This window comes from Shewanella sp. BJSY2023SW001, assembly GCF_047314685.1.
Taxonomy (GTDB): domain Bacteria; phylum Pseudomonadota; class Gammaproteobacteria; order Enterobacterales; family Shewanellaceae; genus Shewanella; species Shewanella indica.
The window spans coordinates 39311-59965 of sequence record NZ_JBKORF010000082.1 but is presented as its reverse complement, the minus strand read 5'-3'; the positions used below and the strand labels follow the sequence as shown (position 1 = coordinate 59965).

Sequence of the window (20655 nt, the reverse complement as noted above, 5' to 3'; positions counted from 1 at the left end):
GGGCGGCGATCTTCGCACATCTGGCCGCCCATGAGAAGGCCTTTGGCTTCGACTTTAGCCACAGAAACGCCAAAAAAACCTGACAGCTCTGACCTGTTAAAAGCGGTCAAAACCGCTCAGGCAGAGGCTTGGCCTGCCAAGCTTAACTCTATCAGTAGAGTAAACTATAAAGCTTGCGACGATAGCTGCTCGCCAGTGTATTCCCCTGACCAAGGGCTGAAAGTATCGTCAGAAACTGCTGTTTCAATTCACCATTACCGGCGTTGAGATCTTGCTGCAGTTGAGCAAAAAGCAACTCAAGGGCCTCTTCATCCCTGTGCGCCTGATGCAATGCCGTTGCCAGCTTGCCAAGTAAACCCAGGTCTCCCGGAGCTGCTTCGAGCGCTTGTTGTAAAGAACGGATTTCCGGCGTATCAGCCGCCTCTTCCGCCAACTTGAGTTTGGCCTGCAAACTGGCGTAATAAGCATCCTGATCTTCAAGCTTGATGCCGGCAAGCAGGCTTTTGGCAGCGGCAATATCACCGCTTAACAGGCATGCATCAGCATAAGGCAAAGCCACCTCGGCGCCATTGTGCTCGCCATAGGCCTCCTTCAGCAACACCAGGGCTGCGGCGGCATCGCCTCCGGCGAGTAATTCTCTGGCGTCAGCAAGTTTCAGCTCCCAGGCGGCAGGCAGATGTTTATCCAGCATGGCCTGAATTTGCGACTCGTCCTGCACCCCGGCAAAGCCATCAACCGGCTGGCCCTGACTGAGCAACAAAGTGGTCGGCAAGCTCTGGATCTGGAAATAGGAGGCGATTTCCATTTCAGTTTCGCAGTTGACGGCCGCCAGCAGCAGTTGCCCCTGATAACGGTTTGCCAATGTTTCCATGGTGCCGAGTAGCCCCAGACTCTCCGGGCTTTGCTGCGCCCAGAAGACCAACGCGACCAACTGTTGTTTCGAGGCTTCCACCACCTGTTGAATGTTGTCGCGGGTCAGTTCGATACGTGTTTCCATAGCAATCCTTGTTGGATGGTCGGGCTATACCCGAGTAAAAAAGGGCCATAAAGGCCCTTTTTTGATTGGCTTACTTAAGGTTGGCAAGCAACATCTGGTTCATCAAGCGGATAAACTCAGATGGGTCAGCCAGGCTGCCCTTTTCTGACAGCATTGCCTGTTGCAACAACAGGTTACTCCAGTCAGTAAAGCGGCTTTCATCTGTCTCGTCATTGAGTCTGGCCACCAGCGGGTGCGTCGGGTTCAGCTCAAATGTTGGTTTGACTTCCGGCACCTGTTGGCCGGCGGCCTGCATCAGCTTGATCATCTGGCTCGACATCTCGCCTTCACCGGCCACCACACAGGCTGGAGTGTCGGTCAAACGCGTGGTCACCCGTACATCCTTGACCTTATCACCCAGCGCCTCTTTGATACGCTTGAGCAAAGACTCGGATTCGGCCGCCAGTTTTTCCTGTTCGGCCTTTTCATTCTCATCTTCCAGCTCACCGAGATCCAGCTCGCCGCGAGTCACAGAGTGCAGCGCCTTTTCCTTGTACTCTGTCAGGTGGTTGATGAGCCACTCGTCGATGCGGTCAGACATCAACAGCACTTCGATGCCCTTCTTACGCAGCAGCTCCAGATGCGGACTGTGGGCCGCCGCCTCATAGCTGTCGGCAACAATATAGTAAATCTTGCTCTGACCTTCCTTCATGCGGCCGATGTAATCATCCAGCGATACAGTTTGCGCCGCAGTGTCATTGTGGGTCGAGGCAAAACGCAGCAAGCCGGCCACACGCTCGCGGTTGCTCCAATCCTCTGCCGGGCCCTCTTTCAGTACCTGGCCGAACTCAGCCCAGAACTGCTGGTACTTGTCGCTGTCGTCTTTAGCCAGTTTCTCCAACATGCCCAGCACCCGCTTGGTAATGGCCGTGCGCATGGCTTGGGTCACCTTGTTGTCCTGCAGTATCTCCCGGGAGACGTTCAGCGGCAGATCGTTGGAGTCGATAAGACCTTTGACGAAACGCAGGTAAGAAGGCATAAACTGCTCGGCGTCATCCATGATAAATACGCGCTGAACAAAGAGTTGCAGACCCTGCTTGCGATCCCGGTTCCAAAGGTCCCAAGGCGCCTTGGAAGGAATGTACAGCAAGCTGGTGTATTCCTGCTTACCTTCAACCCGGTTGTGACTCCACAGCAGAGGATCGCTGAAGTCATGGGAGATATGCTTGTAAAACTCCCGATATTCTTCATCGGAAATCTCAGACTTGTTGCGGGTCCAAAGCGCGGTGGCCTTGTTCATCACTTGCCATTGACCTTCAGTCGCCGGAATTTTTTCACCATCCGGGCCTTCGGACTCGGGCGAACCTTCCTGCCACATCTCTACCGGAATGGAGATATGATCTGAGTACTTGGTGATGATAGAGCGCAAACGCCAGTCATCGGCAAACTCTTTTTCCTCTTCGCGCAGATGCAAAGTAATCTCGGTACCGCGGCTCTCTTTAACTATGTTTTCAACGGTAAAGTCGCCTTCACCGGCAGACTGCCATTGCACGCCCTCATCGGCCTTGTGACCGGCAGCGCGAGTTCTTACCGTTACCTTGTCGGCCACAATAAAGGCCGAGTAGAAACCCACACCGAACTGGCCAATCAACTGCGAGTCTTTGGCGGCATCGCCGGAGAGGTTTTTGAAGAATTCTGACGTGCCTGACTTGGCAATGGTACCCAAATGCTCGATAACGCCGTCACGGGTCATACCTATACCATTGTCTTCAATGGTAATAGTGCCCTTTTCCTTATCGGTACTGATACGTACCCTGAGCTCGCCATCACCTTCATAAAGCGCGTCGTTGGTAAGCGCCAGATAACGCAGTTTGTCGGCGGCATCGGCGGCATTGGATACCAATTCACGCAAGAAAATCTCCTTGTTGGAGTACAAAGAGTGGATCATCAAATGCAAAAGTTGTTTGACTTCAGTTTGAAAACCATGAGTTTCTTGATGTGACATGAATAGCTTCCCTTGTTTATCGCAATAGGTTAAACCAACTTGAGTTGTTTAATTAAATGGGGATGCGATTTTCAAATTCAAGGGCGGGATGACACAGACCGATAACAGCCGCAGAAAAAATAGCCCGAAGTGAACTCTGAAAATAGTCCAGCACCAATTGCCGTTTTCCATCTGTGTCGAAAATATGCAATCTTTGTCCGCTTTGTCCGGTTATCGTCTGGAAACCCCTCTCAGGAGATATCATGATGAAACGACTCAACTATGCTAATGCTGCGCCACAAGCCTTGGAACTTCTATACCAACAGGAACGCTACTTCCACCACCAATTCAGTTCATCGAAGACCATGTCTATAACCATCTGGGAACTGGTCAAACTCAGAGTCTCACAGATTAATCAATGCGCCTTTTGTATTGACATGCACAGTAAAGACGCGCTGAAGTATGGTGAAAAAGCCGAACGAATTTTTGGTCTCAATGCCTGGCGGGACATGCCTATTTACAGCACTGCGGAAGGTATTGCCCTCGGTTGGGCCGAGCAACTGACCGCAGGTTTGGGTGTCAGCGATGAAGAGTACCAACAGGTGCTGGATTGTTTCGGCCCTCAGGCGATGACAGATTTGACCATAGCCATCAATGCCATCAATAGTTGGAACCGTATCGTTAAAGTATTTAAACCCGAGGTCGGCAATTACCAGCCCAAGTGATTCAGGTTGCGTATGGACTTAAAACTATTTTCCCCCAAAGGCAATATCGCAGCAGATATTCAAGCTATATGGTCTGTTGGCGTATCGACAAGGCATAGGGAGCCGATTGTTCGATTACTGCTGGGCGACGCCGGCAGCGGTATCCTGTTCAATTTTGGCCCAGAGGTGTTTTTTGATGGGATATGGCATCCTCCGGGGATTATTTTGTTGCCTACTAGCCAGACTTCCCAAAACATCATCATGCCGCCGGGGACCCAAATGGCAGGCATCCGCTTTCATCCAGCTATGGGCTATCAATGCCTGGGAAAACGCTTCGACAACCCTGTCCGTAGTGAGCGGGAAACTGATATCCATACTCTGCTTAGCCCACTATATTTGCAGCTCTGTGCCTGCAGTGGCCACTATCCCCGCATCCGCACCATGTATCAGTTTACTCGGCAACATATCGTCAGCCGTAGTGAAAGCCATCAAAGGGTCCAGGAAGTCCTCCGGCATACACACCACAAGCATGCCAAAGAAACCACTTTGGGATTACGTCAAATAGAACGCCACTTCCAGAGCTGGATGGGGATGACCCCTAAATATTATCAACGCGTTATTCGGGTCAAGCAGGCAATGGAACAACTCCGGCTGGCACCATCAACATCACTGGCCGAACTGGCAGCCGACTTTGGCTTCGCCGATCAGGCACATATGACCCGTGAATTTCGTACCTTGGCCAATATCACGCCGAAACATTACGCCCGCCGCTACTTATTCAACGCTCTGCAGGCAAAAAATAGCCCCGCATAGGCGGGGCCGGTATATTCACAGAAGGCTCATTAAAGCAAACTTCAGAGCGGCAATCGCCCATTGAACGACAATGCCAGAGTGGTGCTGTCGACATATTCCAGCTCACCGCCTACCGGGACTCCATGAGCGATACGGCTCACCTTGACCTGGTAGCGATGGGCGATATCGGCAATAAAATGCGCGGTAGCATCACCTTCCACTGTCGGGTTAGTGGCCAGAATAAGCTCGGCAATCTCACCTTTGGCAAGATGTTCTTCCAGTAGCGCCAGTCCCAACTCTTCGGGTCCGACACCATCGAGCGGTGATAGATGCCCCAGCAATACAAAATAGCGGCCACTGAAATGCCCACCGGCTTCAATAGCCAATACATCGGCCGGCGTTTCAACCACGCAGATGGTATCGGCATTGCCGCGCCGCGGACTGGCGCAGATGGGACAAAGCGTTTCCTCAGTGAAAGTACGGCAAGACTGACAATGCCCCACCTCTTTCATGGCCCGCTCCAATGCTTCAGCCAACTTGAGTCCGGCTTTACGCTCGCGCTCAAGCAGTTGAAACGCCATCCGCTGTGCCGATTTAGGGCCGACACCGGGCAGACAGCGCAGCGACTGGATCAATTCATCAACCAATGGGCTGAATTTCATCTGTTATTCCGACTCAGAATGGCATCTTCATGCCAGGAGGCAGCTGCATGCCACCTGTCACTTCGGCCATCTTGGACTTTTGGTTTTCTTCAACACGACGGGCTGCATCGTTGCAGGCCGCGGCGATCAGATCTTCCAGCATCTCTTTGTCGTCTTCCAGCAGGCTGGGATCTATCTCGACTTTGCGAACATTGTGGCTGCCGGTCATGGTGACTTTCACCAAGCCTGCGCCTGACTCACCTGTGACTTCCATGCGGGCGATCTCTTCCTGCATTTTGGCCATTTTTTCTTGCATCATCTGGGCTTGCTTCATCAGGTTGCCCATACCGCCTTTTCCAAACATAGCTTTATCTCTTCAATTCAAGTTGTGAGTAACAGGTCAAAGTTGGCTAATCTTACTGAAATAAACCCGCTTGGCAATCCAAGAGTCGCATTGAACGGCAATCTTATGAAGCGGGTAACATCCACCGGCCCTAGGGCGCCTTGTCTGCAATCAAATTAGCCCTTTGACTGAGCAGCTCAGGGGGGTAGCCGAGAGTATCCTGATCCAGTTCGGCCCCCATATGACTAACAAGCCATTGAATATTTTCATCATTCATCAATGAAGCATGAGCTCCGCTCAGGAGTTCCTGATGAAAACGATGACGAATTTCCAACGGCGTTTCCCGTTGGTCATCTACTCCTACGACAATCTCGGTGCGGCAAGGTTTCCCAAACAGTTTGGAAAGCGCCTCTTCGAGCTGTTTGATGGCCGAATCTGCCGCCAAGTGTTTCTGATCCGGCTTGAGTAACAAAGGTAGCGGTTCAGCTATCCTCTCACAGACTGAGTTCACCGCCAGTTGCCGTACCCGGCCGCCTATATCCAGCGCGGACATCAATTTATACCAATAGAGATCCTGTGGATGACCGCTGGGCAGAGCATGGGCAAAGACATCCGCGGCCCCTGGGTGAGGTGCTAAGCCCGGTTCGGATGCGGGCTTAGCCTCGGCATTTGCCACTATATTTAGACTTGGCTGCTGCCCAATCGCTTTGGCAGGCTCTTGTACCGGCTCATCTATCGTCTGTGGTACAGCGTCCTGTACTGTCTGCGGCGCAGTATTCTGTGGCTCAGGTTCAGGCACAGACTCAGGTTCGGCTTGTGGGAAAGCCGCATTTTGAACCGTTTCACTGCCTTCCATCATCTCGCGACCCGCTGCAATCGCACCCTCTGGAGCATCTTCCCATGGTGGCCTGTCTTCCTTGAGCGCCGCAACATGACTTGGGCCAGATCCGAAAGGCATTTCCCCGGCGACAGGAGTTTGCGGTTCTGCTTGGGAGGGCTCAGGGCTATTGAACCGCTCAGGGCTGTTTTTCGGCTCAGGGCTATTGCTCAGCTCAAGACCATTATGCCGCTCAGGGTTGTTTTCTGATTCTACTGCCGCTTCAGGCTGAGTGGCCGCTACAGCATCGGACTCAGGAGCTGCGGCCGCGCTGCGGCGCTCCGGCAAAGGCTTTTTTTCTTCACCGTCCTTGGGGCTGGCCGCCTCTATATCGCTGAGCAGCAACTCCCGGGTGGCAAGCACCTGATCGAGCAGATCATCACCCAAGATGTCATCGCTGGCAGATTCTATGTTGGCATCGGCAGGCACTGACTCGCTTGATGGCTTACTTGGCAGCGATACTTCGGAGGCACTCTTGTCGGCAGCGGATGGCATCTGACCGTCCATCGACATCTGCTGCTGATAAAAATCCAGGCTGCTATCCTGCGCTTCACCTTGTTGTGAATAGCTCATGGCAGCGTAGAAGTCATCCTGGGACTGCTGCTCATCGTTAATAGCCGAGGTTTCAGCTTGTGAAACAGGCTGGTGAGGCTGAACTGCAGTCGTTTGCTCTGCCGGCAGAGACTCGATCACTTTAACTGACTCAACTACCGCATTTGCTTCAACCACACCTGTTTCAGACGAATTCATCTGTGAAGGGGAAGCTTGCAAAGGCACGGGGACCTCACTCCGAAACCCCATGCTACCGGCCTGGGATAACAGCAGCGCTTGTTCGGCCAATAACGCCTGCTCACCCGCATCTTCGCCCTTATCGGCAGCCGTCTGCGAGTCAACGCCACTCTGCTGCGTCTCAGCCACCGAGCTTACCTGTGTTGGCATCTTGGCAGCTTGCGGCTTCTCGACTTGCGCTTCGACAGCATGGCTGGTAACAGATTGAGCAGAGGCGGCTTGAGGCTTTATCTCATCGGCGTTACTGCTTGCCACAGTTTGATTCGGCGCCCTTGCAACTGCAGCTGCACTATTGCTGTTATCCAAGGCAGATAGATCGGCGACTTCCCCCCTTTGCCAGCGTTTGGGCGGCGTTTCCGGCACAAAGGCAACGGCTCTGAGTAACGCCATCTCCAGCCCTGACTTAGGGTCCGGCGCATAAGGCAGCTCCTTGCGACCACTGAGCAGCAACTGGTAATAGAGCTGCACCTGCTCGGGGGCGAGGTTTTCAGCATAATGGGTAATTTGAGGACCAAACAGCGACAGATTAGCCGCCGCCGGCGCAAACTGGCTCAGGGTTATCTGATGCAAGAGCTCCAGCAGGCTACGTAGCACTTCGGCGGCATCGGCGCCAAATGCCAGCACCTTGGCCACCTCCTGCATCATTTTGGCGATATCACCTGTAAGGAGCGCATCAAACAGCGCCAGCACCTGGCGCTCATCTATGGCGCCGAGCATGGTTTGAACCTGCTCCAGCATCACTTGCCCGGCCCCAAAGGCGATGGCCTGATCGGTCAGACTCAGGGCGTCACGCATACTGCCGTTGGCGGCTCGCGCCAAAAGCGTCAGCGCAGAGGTTTCAAACTTGAGGCCTTCGCTTTGCAAAATATGCTGCAACTGGCCGGCCATCTCAGTCTGATCCAGGCTCTTCAGGTTAAATTGCAGGCAGCGGGACAGCACTGTCACCGGCAGCTTTTGCGGATCTGTGGTGGCCAGCAGGAATTTGACGTGCTCTGGGGGCTCTTCCAGTGTCTTGAGCAGTGCATTAAAACTGCTGCGGGATAGCATGTGCACTTCGTCTATCAGGTAAACCTTGAACCGCCCCCGGGTCGGGCGATACTGAACATTGTCAAGCAGTTCGCGAGTATCATCTACCTTGGTACGGGAAGCGGCATCGACTTCAATAAGGTCGACAAAACGCCCCTGGGCAATTTCCTGACAGGCACTGCATTGGCCACATGGCTTGGCGGTGATCCCGGTTTCACAGTTGAGCCCTTTAGCGAACAGGCGCGCCAAACTGGTCTTGCCGACGCCGCGGGTACCGGTAAACAGATAAGCATGGTGCAGTCGTTGCTGACCCAGGGCATTGGTCAATGCATGCAATACATGTGATTGGCCGACTACCTGATCAAAACTGGCAGGCCGCCATTTCCTGGCTAGTACCTGATAGGACATGAAACTCCCCAAAATCCATAAAAATATCTTTGCGGGAGCAAGCTCCGCGGATCGTAAAACAATAACATGAGGTATAGCTTCATGCTACCGAGATGACCCGCAAAGCGGCAGGGATGAGCTTTTATTCGCCTTCAAACTCGCACAGTTTGACTAACTCAAGCCCATGTTCGGTCAGGCGTTGTTCACCACCCAGATCAGGCAGAGAAATGATAAACGCTGCATGTTTGGCCTCGCCTCCCAAACGTCGGATAAGCTTAACCGTGGCTTCAATGGTGCCGCCGGTTGCCAGCAGGTCGTCAATAACCAATACCTTGTCACCCGGCACTATGGCATCAACATGCATTTCCAAGGTGTCGTGACCATATTCCAACTCATAGCTCTCGGCTATGGTTTCTCTTGGCAATTTGCCAGGCTTACGCACAGGAACAAAGCCCAATCCCAGTTCCAGCGCCAGCGGAGCCCCAAAGAGAAAACCTCGGGCTTCGGTACCGACAACCTTGGTAAAACCATGATCTTTATAATGATCCACTAGTAAGCGAATACTTAACTGATAGGCGACCGGGTCTTCGAGCAAACTGGTCACATCACGGAATAGGATCCCGGCTTTTGGATAATCCGGAATGGTTTTAATGCTTTGCTTAATCAGGCTTAAGCTGTCGGAGTTCATTGCCATAGTCTCAATACTTCGTTTCCAGACACTGGGCCCGGCTCTTTACAACAAAAAAGTCCACACTGAGGTGGACTGCATTTCAAAAATCCGGCTAAAGCTTAAGCCGCTTTAATCCGCCATGCAACAATCTCTGTCGATAAGTGATCCAGGAGTTGTTGCTTTGTGTCACAGTTCAATGGTTTTCTCCAAAAGCCATTAACCTGGGACATATCCATACTGGCAGCGACTTCCTCTCGAGTGTGAGTACTGAGCACTACTATGGGCAAACTGCCATAGCCTTCCAGTTGTCTGAGCAGCGGGATGAAATGCGGCCCGTCAAGCAAAGGCATGAAAAATCCGCTGATCACTGCATCGAAACTTTGCCGTTCGGCACAAGCTAACCCCTGCATACCGTTGGCCGCCAGCGTACAGCGCCAACCTTGGCTCCGGAACAATTCCGCCAAAGCCTGTTGGCTGATGTTATTATCATCAACAAGCAAAATATTGAAACTCATTAAATTTCCCTGGTGGTTTCAAGGCGCGCCAAGGCTACCCCAACTGAGTGACAAAAGCACGACGAGCCGACATTTTTGTCTACAGGATCACTCACTGTCTTCCAGTTCAGGAATTTGCCACAGGAACAACAACAGACTAATACAACATACCGCCAGCAAGAGTTTCACCCACCAAAGCGGTACCAAGGCAATACTAAGGGCAAAACTGGCACCACTGATCAAAAAGGCTTTTCGCTTTAATCCCTTACGCATCGCTTTGCGGGAATGCCAATCGGCAAGAGGCTGGGCGAACCAAGGATGGCTGTGCAACCAATCATGTAGCCGTTCACTGGAACGAGCGAAACAGAAGGCGGCCAATAAAATAAAGGGAACTGTCGGCAACACAGGTAAGACGATGCCAAGCAACCCCATGCCCAGACTCAGGATCCCGAAAACTAAAAAGAAGCCTCTTTTGATAACCATCCAATTTCCTCTGGAAAACCGGTCGCGCCTAAGGAAGGTGCGAATAAGTCCTCGTGGCGCTCTGGCTTGCACAGCAATTGGCGTTCAAGGCATCTGACTGAAGACATGCCGGGGCCTGTCGAAGTCGGATAACGCAGAAAGCCGGTTGCTGTGAAAGCCCCGAAGGGCGTGGCTTACAGGCCTGCCTGCTGTGTTGTGCTTCTTGCAAAGGACTAGGGCCATTTGCGGCGAACCACGCCTTGCATCCAAGCCCGTAAGCCGACGCAGAGCACACATGGGACCTGTTCGCACCTTCCCTAAACAAAAGCCACCGCTGAGGGTGGCTATTGTAGCAAAAATGGTATTTTGCTGCTTCAGATCAATCCCGCGTGTTTCAGCCAAGACAGGCTGGCCGGCAATGTAGGTAACAGCATTACCAGAATAAAACCAAGAAAATACAAAATATTGAATGGGTCTTTAAACGGCTGACTCATGACAGCTCCTCTACTTCCAGGGCTAGTGTGGGAGTGACCTCAGTCACAAAACCCGGCTATTCTAGCCCTTTATCACGCCGATAAAAACCATGTTTTTTCAATGGGATTAGCCAATCCCTTGTATTAATGTCGCTTTCAGGCATCAATGTCAGCAAAAGGCAGGTACAACTAAAATAAACTCATGCCTTACAAAAAGTTGTGGTAGGGATCGCGGCTGCAGGCTGTTTGCGAACAATACCCAGCGCCGCCAACTCAGCCAAAGTTGTGGCCGCGCCCTGACAAAGCTGCTGCTCTGAAAATGAGGGAAATGTCTCTGTAAGCCAAGCAAGTAACCGGGTAAAGCTCAATGGCGTTTGTTGCAATTTTGCCAGCAGCTGCGCCGTCATCGGATTGAGCCTTAAAAAGCATACTTCCTCTTCCAGGTCACGATAAACGCAGAAAAATACCGGCAGGGGCGATACTGTATTTGGGCGAAAATCTGGACTAATTCTGTCAACTTCGAACTGATATTGCGCCACTTTGGCGGTGGCGGCCAATTGCAGTTTTGCAGCCAGTTGCTCCAACGCCTGAATGTCAGCCTGTTTGAGCCAAGGCGCTGAATCATCTTCGGCCACGGATACCTGCAGTTCCAAGAGTTCATAGTGTGCCAATTCCAGCATAAAAGGCATTGCATCCAACGCACTTGCCTGTTCCCGACACAGATAGTCGAGAAACTCGGCGGCAATATCGATAAATAGCGGGCTTTGACATTCATGACGGGCAAAAAAATCCTTTACCAACGCCAACCACTGCGCTTCAGTGTGCAGCGACTTGAGAACCGGATAAGCATTGGAGACAAAGCCGTTGACATTATTGAACAAAAGCTCGCGATATACCTGCATGTGTCGTTCGTCGGTGCCGGCCGGCAAAGGCATATCTTCCTGCCGCAAATAGGCCACAAAAGCCCGTTGTAATTGAGCCAGGGCCATTAAGCTCTCCTCTCTTGTGCAAAAGCATCCAAGGCCTGCCCTTGTAGCGAGCCTATCTGCTTCAACTCCTGACACAAGACTCGGGTTTCAGGGATATTAAAGTCCCGCTCCAGCAAGGTAGGATGTACCCCGTGCAATCGATAACACTCTGCCAGTAGTTGCCAGACAGGATTGATAATATCGGCGCCATGGGTATCGATAATCAGATCCTCATCCTGCTGATAATGACCTGCGATATGCAGGTAAGCGATGCGCTCACTGGGCATAGCTGCCAGAAAAGCCTTGGGATCATAACCATGATTAACCGAGTTGACATAGATGTTATTGACATCAAGTAGCAGACGACAATCAGCCTCTTCCAGCACGGCGCAGACAAACTCTTGCTCGGTCATCTCGGCGCCAGGCGCAGCATAAAAGGACACGTTCTCCAGAATAAGTGGCCGCTCCAGAATCGCTTCAACCTGTTTAACCCTGGCACTGACATGCCGCACTGCTTCGTAGGTAAAAGGGATTGGCATAAGATCGTACATATGCCCATCGGCGGAGCAATAACTTAAGTGCTCTGAATAAACATCTATCTGATGCAAATCGAGGAAACGCTTAATCTCCTTGATAAACACCAGGTCCAGCGGATCCGGGCTTCCGATGGAAAGACTGAGCCCATGGCAATAAAATGAATGCCTTTCGGTCAATTGTCGAAACTGCTTGCCAAACTTACCGCCAAGACGCATCCAGTTTTCCGGTGCCACTTCAAAGAAGTCGGCCTCTTTAGGAGCTGCCTGACAAAACTCAGCCAACATCTCCCGCCTAAGCCCCAAACCGACACTGTTATTCATAAATAATTACCGCCTTGTGGTTTCAGACAGGGCGCAAAGCGCCCTGCACTATTCAACTTCAGTGGTTACTACCACACTTGCCTTCCTTGACTTTGTTAGCTTCTGCCTTGGCTTTATTCTCTTCGGCTTTGGCTTTGCCTTCGGCTGAGTGCATCATGCCTTCACCGCACTTGCCTTCGCCACACTTACCCTCTGCGGCCTTATTCACTCCCTCTCCACACTTGCCCTCGGCAGCCTTATTCATCCCTTCACCACATTTACCTTCGCCGCATTTGCCCTCACGGCTTTTTTGCTCGGTTTCTTTGACTTTCTTATCACCACATTTACCTTCGCCGCACTTGCCTTCATTACCAACCAATTGATAACCGGCTTCCATAGTCTGAAACCCGAATGGGTTGGCATTAGCTTCTGCGGCGACGGCGCTGCCGGCGATAACCATGCCCAAAGCGGCTGCTACTGTAGTTGTCTTGACTGTCTTCATTGTCTTTCCTGCCTTTGCTCATAGAGTTGTTACGAGTGACCGACCTCAATTGCCGGCTTGCAATATCAGACCCGGGGACAGCAGAATCTATTTCATATTTTTCAACCGCGGATCACAGTTTTTATCCAAAACCCCATGTAGGGAACCATGAGTAAAATAGCAAATGCAGATAAGATCAAGCTGTTAACAGTTACATATCTAAAATAAGCCTGTGCCTTTTAAGCTGTCGATTGGTGCCGGATGGGATTTAAGGTAGAATGCGCCACTTTCTATTTCAGCCAGGCCTTAAACACGTGCGTATTATTCTCGCCCCTATGGAGGGGGTTGTTGACAATCTGATGCGGGAACTGCTCTCTGCAATAAATCCTTATGATCTGATGGTCACCGAGTTTGTACGTGTAGTGGATCAACTATTACCCGAAAAAGTCTTCTATCGTCTCTGCCCCGAGCTGCTGCAAGGCGGCATGACCCTCAGCGGTACGCCGGTCAGAGTACAACTTTTAGGGCAGGAACCCGGTTGGATGGCCGAAAACGCCTTGCGGGCTATAGAACTCGGCTCCCAAGGGGTAGACGCCAACTTTGGTTGCCCGGCCAAGATGGTTAACCGCAGCAAGGGCGGCGCCGTATTGCTGCAGTATCCGGAGCAAATCCACAAGATAGTCAAAGCCATGCGTCAAGCAGTTCCTGAACCGCATGCGGTGACCGCCAAAATTCGCCTGGGGTTTGAAGACAAGAGCCTGTTTATGGAAAACGCGCAGGCGATTTATGAAGCCGGCGCCACTGAGTTGGCCATCCATGCCCGCAGTAAAAAAGACGGTTATCGTCCACCGGCCTATTGGGAATATATCACTGAGATCCGTAAAAAATTGGCCATTCCCGTGATCGCCAACGGCGAGATTTGGGACCGGGAAGACGCCCTTCGCTGCATGGAAGTAACGGGTTGCGACAGTATCATGGTGGGCCGCGGCGCCATCTCTCTACCCAATTTGGCGGATCACATCAAGAACAATGCCGAGCAATATAGCTGGCAGCAAACCCTGGCGCTATTGATGAGTTACAGCCAGAAAGAACTCAACGGCCGCAAGAGTTGCTATTACCCGGCGCGAATAAAACAGTGGTTCAGCTACCTCAATCGCCAATACCCTCAGGCCGATGCCCTGTTCAGAGAACTCAGAGTACACAAGCAAACCGATGACATAGTGGCCACGCTCAGTCAGGCTTATCGCGAAATAAATGACAAGATCTGAGCAATTCTGACAAATTAACGCCTTAACGACAGAAAATGTCACCCAGATTTGATCTTCATCATAGTGACATTGACCCGGCTGTTTAGACTAAATGACCGTAGACTCAATCTTTACAGGCTATTATCAGTGAGCAGCTCCCATATCAGACAAGCATTGTCGGCGTTAGAAATCGATCTCAGGAAAGAGATAATGGTGCTCGGACCCCACTGGGATCCCCAGATGTCACTCAGTGATCTGATTGAAACCATGACTCAAGCCGATCTTTGCAAACACCCCCTCTACCACAGACTGTTGCGACTGGATGCCGCGGTGTGCCAACTGGATTTAGGGCTTTATGGTCTTTGCGCAGACTGTGAAGCAGAAATCGAGTCACATCGACTCGTTAAAGACCCGACCGAGCAGCGCTGTGAACGTTGCCATGAGCAATATAAACATGAACACCGACAAGAATTGCGCTTGAATCACTAGTCAGTTAAGCAGTAAAGGCAACCCCAGAGGTTGCTTTTTTGTTTGAGGTTATGTTTTGGCGTTTAAAAGCTAATAAAAAAGCCCCGCCAAAATGACGGGGCTAAGCCGTAAGGGAGGATCGGCGTTTTATCAGAACTTCTGATTAATGGTTACAAACCAAGTGCGGCCCAGTACGTCGTACAGCCCTGTGTTGACATCACGATAACCATCGTAGCTATACCAGGTTGGCGCTTCTTCATCGAACAGGTTATTAACCCCCAGGGTGACAGAACCATTCCAGTTGTGAGCATAAGTTAGCTGAACGTTGTGCTTGAAGTAGCTGGAAACATCAATCAAGTCATCATTCTTATAGATATCAGCTCCTGAATCCTGACTGCCTATGTAGTAGGTCGTCCAGGCAGCACTCCAGTTATCACGGGTCCAGTTAACCGATGCACTGCCACGCCACTGAGGAAGATCCTGTAGACCGGCTTCATCGAAGAAGTCAGACTCAGCGTCGGCCTTGGTCTTGTAATCCAACACATGGGTCATTTCCAGCTTCAGACGGAAATCACCGAAATCAGTTTCCTGGTTGTAGCTGGTGACAAAGTCAAAGCCGGAGGTTTCCAGGGCACTCAGGTTACGATACTGGCTGTGAATGGTCTCAATCTTGCCATCACTGCCACGAACTATGTACTGAGAACCACCATTGGCAATTTCTTCACGAATCAAATCGTCAACATCGACCACTTCAATCTTGTTGTCGTAGCTGATGTCATAATATGAAGTCTCAATACTCCAATCATCGGTCACGTTCCAGACAAAGCCCAGAGTCAGGGATTCACCTTCTTCTGCATCCAAGTTGGGGTTACCGCCGTAGAAAGTTTTATGCTGTTGGTTATTGGCACAATAGTTTTCATCTGAATTATCGGCACACCATAAAGAATCGAGCGCATATTCAAAGCTCAATGCTTCACCGGCAAACATTTCGCCCATATTCGGGGCACGGAAAGATTCACCCCAACTGGCGCGCAGCAACAGGGAATCAACCGGACGCCAGCTGGCAGAAAGCTTAGGTACGACTGAATCAAAAGTAGAAGATACATGGCCAGAAGCTATGTTGCCCTCCTGCTCGTAACGCTCATAACGCAGCGCGGCTGACAAGTCGATATTGTACGGCAATGAAGATTGCAGCTCTACGTAGCCTGAGCTACGATCCCGGGTTGCATCAACATCGTCACCACCTGAACCACCTGAGATAATACCGGCGGCTGATTGCGGATCACTCAGCTGTACGAACTCAATCATTTCATACTCGGCACCGACAACCGCGGCCAAAGTAACGCCATTGCCTTCATACAACATGCCGGACAACAAACCATCAAATTGGGTGCTGTTGAATTGCGCCTGATACACACCTGTGTGGGCCGCTTGACCATAGAGATCGGTCATCTGCGCATTCCAATCCTCATAACTCATACCTGTGGTATTGAAGATGTCGTAATCACCCGAATCGATCAGATCCTGAACGATATTATCGTTGATCAGGTTGTAGTTGAATGAGTCAGTGGTTGAGCGGGTATGCTGGGCATTAATTTCCCAGTCGATGCCACTGCCCACATCCCAATAACCTACCAGCCCAGCCAGGAAGTCGATTGAGTTGGTTTCAGTGGTGGTATCCCGCGGACCAATCTGTGCTGATCTCATATAAAGAGTAAGATCTTTATCGATAGGATTCAGCGGATTATCAGCATCCATTACCGGCTGATTAGTTGAAACCGGAGTCCCCGCATAACGGGTATTAGTCTCACTCAGGCTGGCAGAAGCGCGGCCACGGAACTGAATATCATCAGTCAGCTGATAGCTAAAGTTAGACAGAATACTGTTGCGGTTCACATTCCCAAACAATTTGGTCACAGAGCCTGGATCATACAGGCAGCGTGAAGCGGCTTCCTGGGTTGCATCAGTCTGGTTGCAGGTATCGGCGTTATAGTAAAAGTCATATATCTCCTCTCCCTTCTCATTCAAGACACCGGTATTGTAGTAACCGCTGGGTGAAGGGCTGTAAGAGCTGCCGTTATTCAAGAACCAGTCGGCACCGCCTTCGTCCCATATGTGGCGATCATAAACAGAAGTGGCATCATAATGCTCGAACGTCAGGGTGATATTGCCCTTATCTGTGCTAAAACCGGCGGCCACGGAAAAGCGTGAAGAATCACCGCCTTCCACATCCGGAGATTCGCCTGTGTAGTTCAGCTCGACTCCTTCAAAATCTTTCTTGGTAATAATGTTAATTACCCCGGCAACCGCATCTGAGCCGTAAACCGCCGAGGCACCATCACGCAGAATTTCGATTCGCTCAACAATCGCCATGGGGATGCTGGAAGTATCGGCAACGGTTCCTGAGCTTGAGCTGGTACCCGGCATGCGACGACCATCGAGCAGAATAAGCGTTGCCTGAGACCCCAGACCACGCAGGTTTACATCACTGGTGGCACTGGCTCCGGCACCATAACCGGACATACCCCGCCAGGAACCAAAACTGTTAATGCTGGAGTTATTCAATACATCGGCAACCGAAGTTTCCCCGGTAACCTTAAGATCGGCTGCAGTGATAACAGTCACAGGTGAAGCCGTTTCCATATCCACTTGCTTGATACGTGAACCTGTTACCTCGATCCGCTCAACTTTGCCTTCTTTTGCTTCCTCAGCAGTGGCATATCCGCTGAATGCAATTCCCGTAACTGCCGCAGCAAGTAAACCGCGACGAACTGCCTTTGCAGTTAAACTGATGGAACTCATACTTGTCTCCCTGATGTTTCTTTTGTGAGAAATATCTGATTATTTTTGTTTTAAAATTTGCAAGCATATTGCAATGCTTACGATGATATTCCACAAATAAAACAATTTGGTCAATATTAAAAACCACCAAAACAACTAGGCAACAACAAATTGATACAAATAATTACACAGGTATTCAACGGCATTAAATTTAACCAATGAAAATCAGCAAGATAGCCACCAAAAGGCCAAACTGAAACATATTGATACCTAGGTGTTTAAATAGTTAAAAATATTGCGCCAATGAAATAATCTGGCACAACAAACAAAAATAACAAATTAATCGCCAAGAGAAAAAAGATAACAACAAAACAACATGTGAATTAAAACGTATCGAATGTAGTCCTTATTTACTAATAACAGGCATAAAAAAACCGGCTTAAACTAAGCCGGTTTTTAAATTTAAATATGATTAGAAGGTAAACTCTACCCCTGCATAATATTCACGTCCGATAACGTTATAATAGGCTCTTGGGTAATGAGGCCAGCTGGACTGGGTGTAATCGATCTCAGGGCCTGAATCAAACAGGTTGTTGATACCTGCCGAAACCTTGAGATTGTCATAGATAAAGTAACTGGCAGCCAGGTTGACTTCCACATGACTGTCAACTTTCACTGAGTACTCGCTATCTAAGCCATTTTCCACAAAGTAGTCCATCCGCTCACCGTTCATGCTGTCAATATACTTGAACAGAATGTTGGTGGAGAAGTCGTTATAAGACCATCCCAGGTTCAGGTTGGCACGCAGCTGAGGCGCAGAGCCTTCACCATCGATAAGATCCAGCTCTTCGGAATCCGGAGTCAGCTTTTCCTTCCAACGAGTCAGGTAAGTCCCTTCCAGGCGGCTGCTGAATTCACCATAGCTCTCGGTTTCATAGCGATAGCCCAGAGAGAAGTCGATACCGGCAGTCTCACGGGAAGACATATTCATCGCCTGGGTGTTCACTTTCAGCAACTTACCATTGCTGTCGCGTTCAATCTTGTCGGCAAAGGCATCGGCGTGATCCAAAATGTATTGTGCACTTGGGTCATTCACCAGATTATCGATTTCAACCATCCAGTAATCTACCGTCAGATTGATACCTTCGTAGTCCCAAACCAGACCCAGGTTGTAGTTTTTACCCTCTTCGGCTTCCAATTCTGGGTTGGCACCGATGGCAATAGGTAAAGACTCAATCTTGTCACATTCCTTATAGGCTTCACAGCGCGGAGTATCGATAACTGTGCTGTAGCCAGTGGTGGGTTCGCCAAACAAACGCTGCATATCCGGGGCACGGAAAGTCTCGGCATACAAAGCACGCAGCATCAGGCTGTCGATAGGACGGTACTCCAGTGACACTTGCGGAGTAAACTGGCCACCAACATCAGACTCATCATCATAGTAGTCATAACGTCCGGCCAATGTCATGGTCAACTGATCCAAGAGTGGCAAAGCCAGCTCGGCATAGGCAGCATACTGCTCACGTTCACCTTCGGCGCTGCTGCCCCCCTTGCCTATAACGCCACCGTTGGAGGTAAAGCTGTCAGATTTATCGTAGAACCACTCCTTGCTGTACTCAAGGCCCACAGCGTAAGCGGCTGTACCACCGGCCAGTTCGAACGCATCGCCATTAATGCCGGCACTAAAGCTGGACAGAGTAGATTGTCCCTTCTTGTTACCTTCGTAGTTCAGCAGCGCCGCATCTTCAGGAGAGATCACATCCATCAAAGACTTGCCGTTTTCACCTGAGGTCAGATAGTCAAACATAGCCTGATGAGTCGGCGAGCCTGAGCTGCGGGATTCCACTGTCTGACGCGCAATAGACCAGGAAGTATCATACTCGATACTGTCGGTCAAAAAGCCTTTGGCACCTATGATGAAAGAGAAATTATTGGTTTCAAAGTCAGAGGTACGTGGCCCCAGCTCACTCATGCGGCGAGTGTAGAAGTAGTCGCCATCTGCAGCATTGGCAAAGTCACCGCCGAATGCGGTGTCCTTGTTGAAGGTCTGGGACATACCCTTGTCTTTATTGGCAATGGTTACACTGTCGCCGGCCACATTGAACATGAAGTCATTGCCCACTGTCGCAGACTCAATCTCGGTAAAGGTCGAGGAATGAGTGTAATCGATGCGGGAATACAGCTGATGATCCGCATTCAGCTCCTTGGTGAGGTTGATCATGGTGGAGTAACGCTTCTGCTCCGGCAGGAAATCCCGCTGCTTGGAGCGGTCGAAACCACAGCGACCATTTTCCATCACCACATAACCACGGGCCTCACACTCGGCCGGTGACAAGGTCTTTTCCAGTGCAGTTTTGTTGTTGCCAAGATCCTGCACCAGGTTGGCGCCGTAGGAGCTGTAACCCGAGTATGGCTGACCTTCGACAATATCTGTGCCCCACTCTGGGCGATCTGTTCCTTTCAGCGCGGTTCTGTCTTCATATTCGGCAAAGAAAGTCAGGTTAGCCGTATCACTGCTGACACCTGTCATAAAGGAGAACTGGTTGTTACGCAGGCCACCTTCATCCGTATCGGAGAAACGATACTTGAAGGTGGTCTGTTCAACATCTTTCTTAAGAATGATGTTGATAACCCCACCCATGGCATCTGAGCCATAAATCGCCGAAGCACCCGTAGTCAGGATTTCGATACGCTCAATCGCGCCCAGTGGGATATTGGCAGTATCCACGAAGCTGTCGGTACCACCGGCACCAAACGGATACTTGGGCACCCGCTTACCGTTGATCAGGGTCAATACCCGACCGGCCCCCACGCCACGCAGGTTGACCGATGATGCGGCAGGGGTAAAACCATGGACTTCCTGCTGGGTCATGGAACCGCCGGAGTTTTGTGACAGGTTACCCAGCACATCCTGAACCGAGTTGAAGCCACCTTTTTCAATATCAGCAGCGCTCATTACTACTATAGGGGAGGCATTCTCCATATCGGTGCGTTTAATACGGGAACCCGTGACTTCGATACGTTCAACTTGTTCAGTGGCCTGAGCCTCATCGGCGGCGTAAGCCATTGTAGGGATTGATGTGGAAACAAAAGCAAACAGACTAAAGCGGATAGCCTTAGCGACGGCAGTCTGCGTTGACATATTCTCATTCCTTTTACAAAGCACGGTGGCAGGGAGGGAACACCGTGTTCTTATTCTATGTAATACTCAGCCCCCCAAACGAGAAACATACCAATAACAGCAACATTATCAATC

General features: G+C 50.7%; 17 protein-coding genes. 4 read left to right on the top strand and 13 right to left on the bottom strand.

Annotation, left to right across the window (positions count from 1 at the left end; genetic code table 11):
• Positions 1-151: 151 nt before the first annotated feature.
• Both ACMHXH_RS18990 and htpG read right to left on the bottom strand, forming a co-directional pair.
• Positions 152-997 carry a tetratricopeptide repeat protein gene (locus ACMHXH_RS18990; protein ID WP_071476472.1) on the bottom strand — a complete coding sequence of 282 codons (846 nt, stop codon included), beginning with the start codon at positions 995-997 and terminating at the stop codon, positions 152-154.
• A 70-nt stretch (positions 998-1067) separates the two neighbouring features.
• A complete protein-coding gene (htpG, locus tag ACMHXH_RS18985; protein WP_226683873.1) occupies positions 1068-2981 on the bottom strand; it encodes a molecular chaperone HtpG in 1914 nt (637 codons plus the stop codon).
• Positions 2982-3223: 242 nt separating this feature from the next.
• Between htpG and ACMHXH_RS18980 the strand changes: the two genes are divergently transcribed.
• Together ACMHXH_RS18980 and ACMHXH_RS18975 are read left to right on the top strand one after the other, a co-directional pair.
• Positions 3224-3685, top strand: a complete 462-nt coding sequence (locus ACMHXH_RS18980) for a carboxymuconolactone decarboxylase family protein (RefSeq protein ID WP_144361134.1) — start codon at positions 3224-3226, stop codon at positions 3683-3685.
• Between the two features lie 258 nt (positions 3686-3943).
• Complete coding sequence (locus ACMHXH_RS18975; RefSeq protein WP_234501446.1) at positions 3944-4477, top strand: AraC family transcriptional regulator; 534 nt, start codon at positions 3944-3946, stop codon at positions 4475-4477.
• A gap of 41 nt (positions 4478-4518) precedes the next feature.
• Here the strand turns inward: ACMHXH_RS18975 and recR are convergent, their stop codons facing one another.
• The 9 genes from recR to ACMHXH_RS18930 form a co-directional block, all read right to left on the bottom strand.
• Positions 4519-5118 (bottom strand): recombination mediator RecR, encoded by a 600-nt coding sequence (recR, locus tag ACMHXH_RS18970; protein WP_039033855.1) that lies wholly within the window; start codon positions 5116-5118, stop codon positions 4519-4521.
• 13 nt (positions 5119-5131) lie between these two features.
• Positions 5132-5461 carry a YbaB/EbfC family nucleoid-associated protein gene (locus ACMHXH_RS18965; RefSeq protein ID WP_025011505.1) on the bottom strand — a complete coding sequence of 110 codons (330 nt, stop codon included), beginning with the start codon at positions 5459-5461 and terminating at the stop codon, positions 5132-5134.
• A 130-nt stretch (positions 5462-5591) separates the two neighbouring features.
• A complete protein-coding gene (gene dnaX, locus ACMHXH_RS18960; RefSeq protein ID WP_335912035.1) occupies positions 5592-8540 on the bottom strand; it encodes a DNA polymerase III subunit gamma/tau in 2949 nt (982 codons plus the stop codon).
• A 121-nt stretch (positions 8541-8661) separates the two neighbouring features.
• Entirely contained in the window at positions 8662-9213 is a 552-nt protein-coding gene (gene apt / locus ACMHXH_RS18955; RefSeq protein WP_039033853.1) for an adenine phosphoribosyltransferase, read from the bottom strand.
• A 95-nt stretch (positions 9214-9308) separates the two neighbouring features.
• The gene (locus ACMHXH_RS18950; protein ID WP_052248030.1) at positions 9309-9704 is read right to left on the bottom strand and encodes a response regulator; all 396 of its coding nucleotides are present in this window, start codon (positions 9702-9704) and stop codon (positions 9309-9311) included.
• Between the two features lie 87 nt (positions 9705-9791).
• On the bottom strand, positions 9792-10166 hold the full coding sequence (locus tag ACMHXH_RS18945) for a YbaN family protein (protein ID WP_234501444.1): 375 nt from the start codon (positions 10164-10166) through the stop codon (positions 9792-9794).
• A gap of 652 nt (positions 10167-10818) precedes the next feature.
• Positions 10819-11607: a DUF2063 domain-containing protein gene (locus ACMHXH_RS18940; protein WP_052248029.1), complete on the bottom strand. Its 789-nt coding sequence runs from the start codon at positions 11605-11607 to the stop codon at positions 10819-10821.
• A complete protein-coding gene (locus tag ACMHXH_RS18935) occupies positions 11607-12443 on the bottom strand; it encodes a DUF692 domain-containing protein (protein ID WP_039033851.1) in 837 nt (278 codons plus the stop codon). The genes ACMHXH_RS18940 and ACMHXH_RS18935 overlap by 1 nt, the downstream gene beginning before the upstream one ends.
• Before the next feature lie 58 nt (positions 12444-12501).
• Positions 12502-12924: a hypothetical protein gene (locus ACMHXH_RS18930; protein ID WP_039033850.1), complete on the bottom strand. Its 423-nt coding sequence runs from the start codon at positions 12922-12924 to the stop codon at positions 12502-12504.
• Between the two features lie 293 nt (positions 12925-13217).
• On the opposite strand from ACMHXH_RS18930, the gene dusC reads away from it, so the two are divergent.
• Together dusC and ACMHXH_RS18920 are read left to right on the top strand one after the other, a co-directional pair.
• Entirely contained in the window at positions 13218-14171 is a 954-nt protein-coding gene (gene dusC, locus ACMHXH_RS18925) for a tRNA dihydrouridine(16) synthase DusC (RefSeq protein ID WP_335912104.1), read from the top strand.
• A gap of 126 nt (positions 14172-14297) precedes the next feature.
• Entirely contained in the window at positions 14298-14639 is a 342-nt protein-coding gene (locus tag ACMHXH_RS18920; RefSeq protein ID WP_071476474.1) for a TraR/DksA C4-type zinc finger protein, read from the top strand.
• Between the two features lie 129 nt (positions 14640-14768).
• Here the strand turns inward: ACMHXH_RS18920 and ACMHXH_RS18915 are convergent, their stop codons facing one another.
• The gene (locus tag ACMHXH_RS18915) at positions 14769-17420 is read right to left on the bottom strand and encodes a TonB-dependent receptor (RefSeq protein ID WP_039033848.1); all 2652 of its coding nucleotides are present in this window, start codon (positions 17418-17420) and stop codon (positions 14769-14771) included.
• Between the two features lie 451 nt (positions 17421-17871).
• Entirely contained in the window at positions 17872-20541 is a 2670-nt protein-coding gene (locus ACMHXH_RS18910) for a TonB-dependent receptor (protein ID WP_071476476.1), read from the bottom strand.
• Between the last annotated feature and the right edge of the window lie 114 nt (positions 20542-20655).

Bases quoted from the DNA above. Each gene is read 5' to 3' on its own strand.
- ACMHXH_RS18990 (WP_071476472.1), bottom strand. From the start codon at position 997: ATGGAAACACGTATCGAACTGACCCGCGACAACATTCAACAGGTGGTG.
- htpG (WP_226683873.1), bottom strand. From the start codon at position 2,981: ATGTCACATCAAGAAACTCATGGTTTTCAAACTGAAGTCAAACAACTT.
- ACMHXH_RS18980 (WP_144361134.1), top strand. From the start codon at position 3,224: ATGATGAAACGACTCAACTATGCTAATGCTGCGCCACAAGCCTTGGAA.
- ACMHXH_RS18975 (WP_234501446.1), top strand. From the start codon at position 3,944: ATGGCAGGCATCCGCTTTCATCCAGCTATGGGCTATCAATGCCTGGGA.
- recR (WP_039033855.1), bottom strand. From the start codon at position 5,118: ATGAAATTCAGCCCATTGGTTGATGAATTGATCCAGTCGCTGCGCTGT.
- ACMHXH_RS18965 (WP_025011505.1), bottom strand. From the start codon at position 5,461: ATGTTTGGAAAAGGCGGTATGGGCAACCTGATGAAGCAAGCCCAGATG.
- dnaX (WP_335912035.1), bottom strand. From the start codon at position 8,540: ATGTCCTATCAGGTACTAGCCAGGAAATGGCGGCCTGCCAGTTTTGAT.
- apt (WP_039033853.1), bottom strand. From the start codon at position 9,213: ATGGCAATGAACTCCGACAGCTTAAGCCTGATTAAGCAAAGCATTAAA.
- ACMHXH_RS18950 (WP_052248030.1), bottom strand. From the start codon at position 9,704: ATGAGTTTCAATATTTTGCTTGTTGATGATAATAACATCAGCCAACAG.
- ACMHXH_RS18945 (WP_234501444.1), bottom strand. From the start codon at position 10,166: ATGGTTATCAAAAGAGGCTTCTTTTTAGTTTTCGGGATCCTGAGTCTG.
- ACMHXH_RS18940 (WP_052248029.1), bottom strand. From the start codon at position 11,607: ATGGCCCTGGCTCAATTACAACGGGCTTTTGTGGCCTATTTGCGGCAG.
- ACMHXH_RS18935 (WP_039033851.1), bottom strand. From the start codon at position 12,443: ATGAATAACAGTGTCGGTTTGGGGCTTAGGCGGGAGATGTTGGCTGAG.
- ACMHXH_RS18930 (WP_039033850.1), bottom strand. From the start codon at position 12,924: ATGAAGACAGTCAAGACAACTACAGTAGCAGCCGCTTTGGGCATGGTT.
- ACMHXH_RS18915 (WP_039033848.1), bottom strand. From the start codon at position 17,420: ATGAGTTCCATCAGTTTAACTGCAAAGGCAGTTCGTCGCGGTTTACTT.
- ACMHXH_RS18910 (WP_071476476.1), bottom strand. From the start codon at position 20,541: ATGTCAACGCAGACTGCCGTCGCTAAGGCTATCCGCTTTAGTCTGTTT.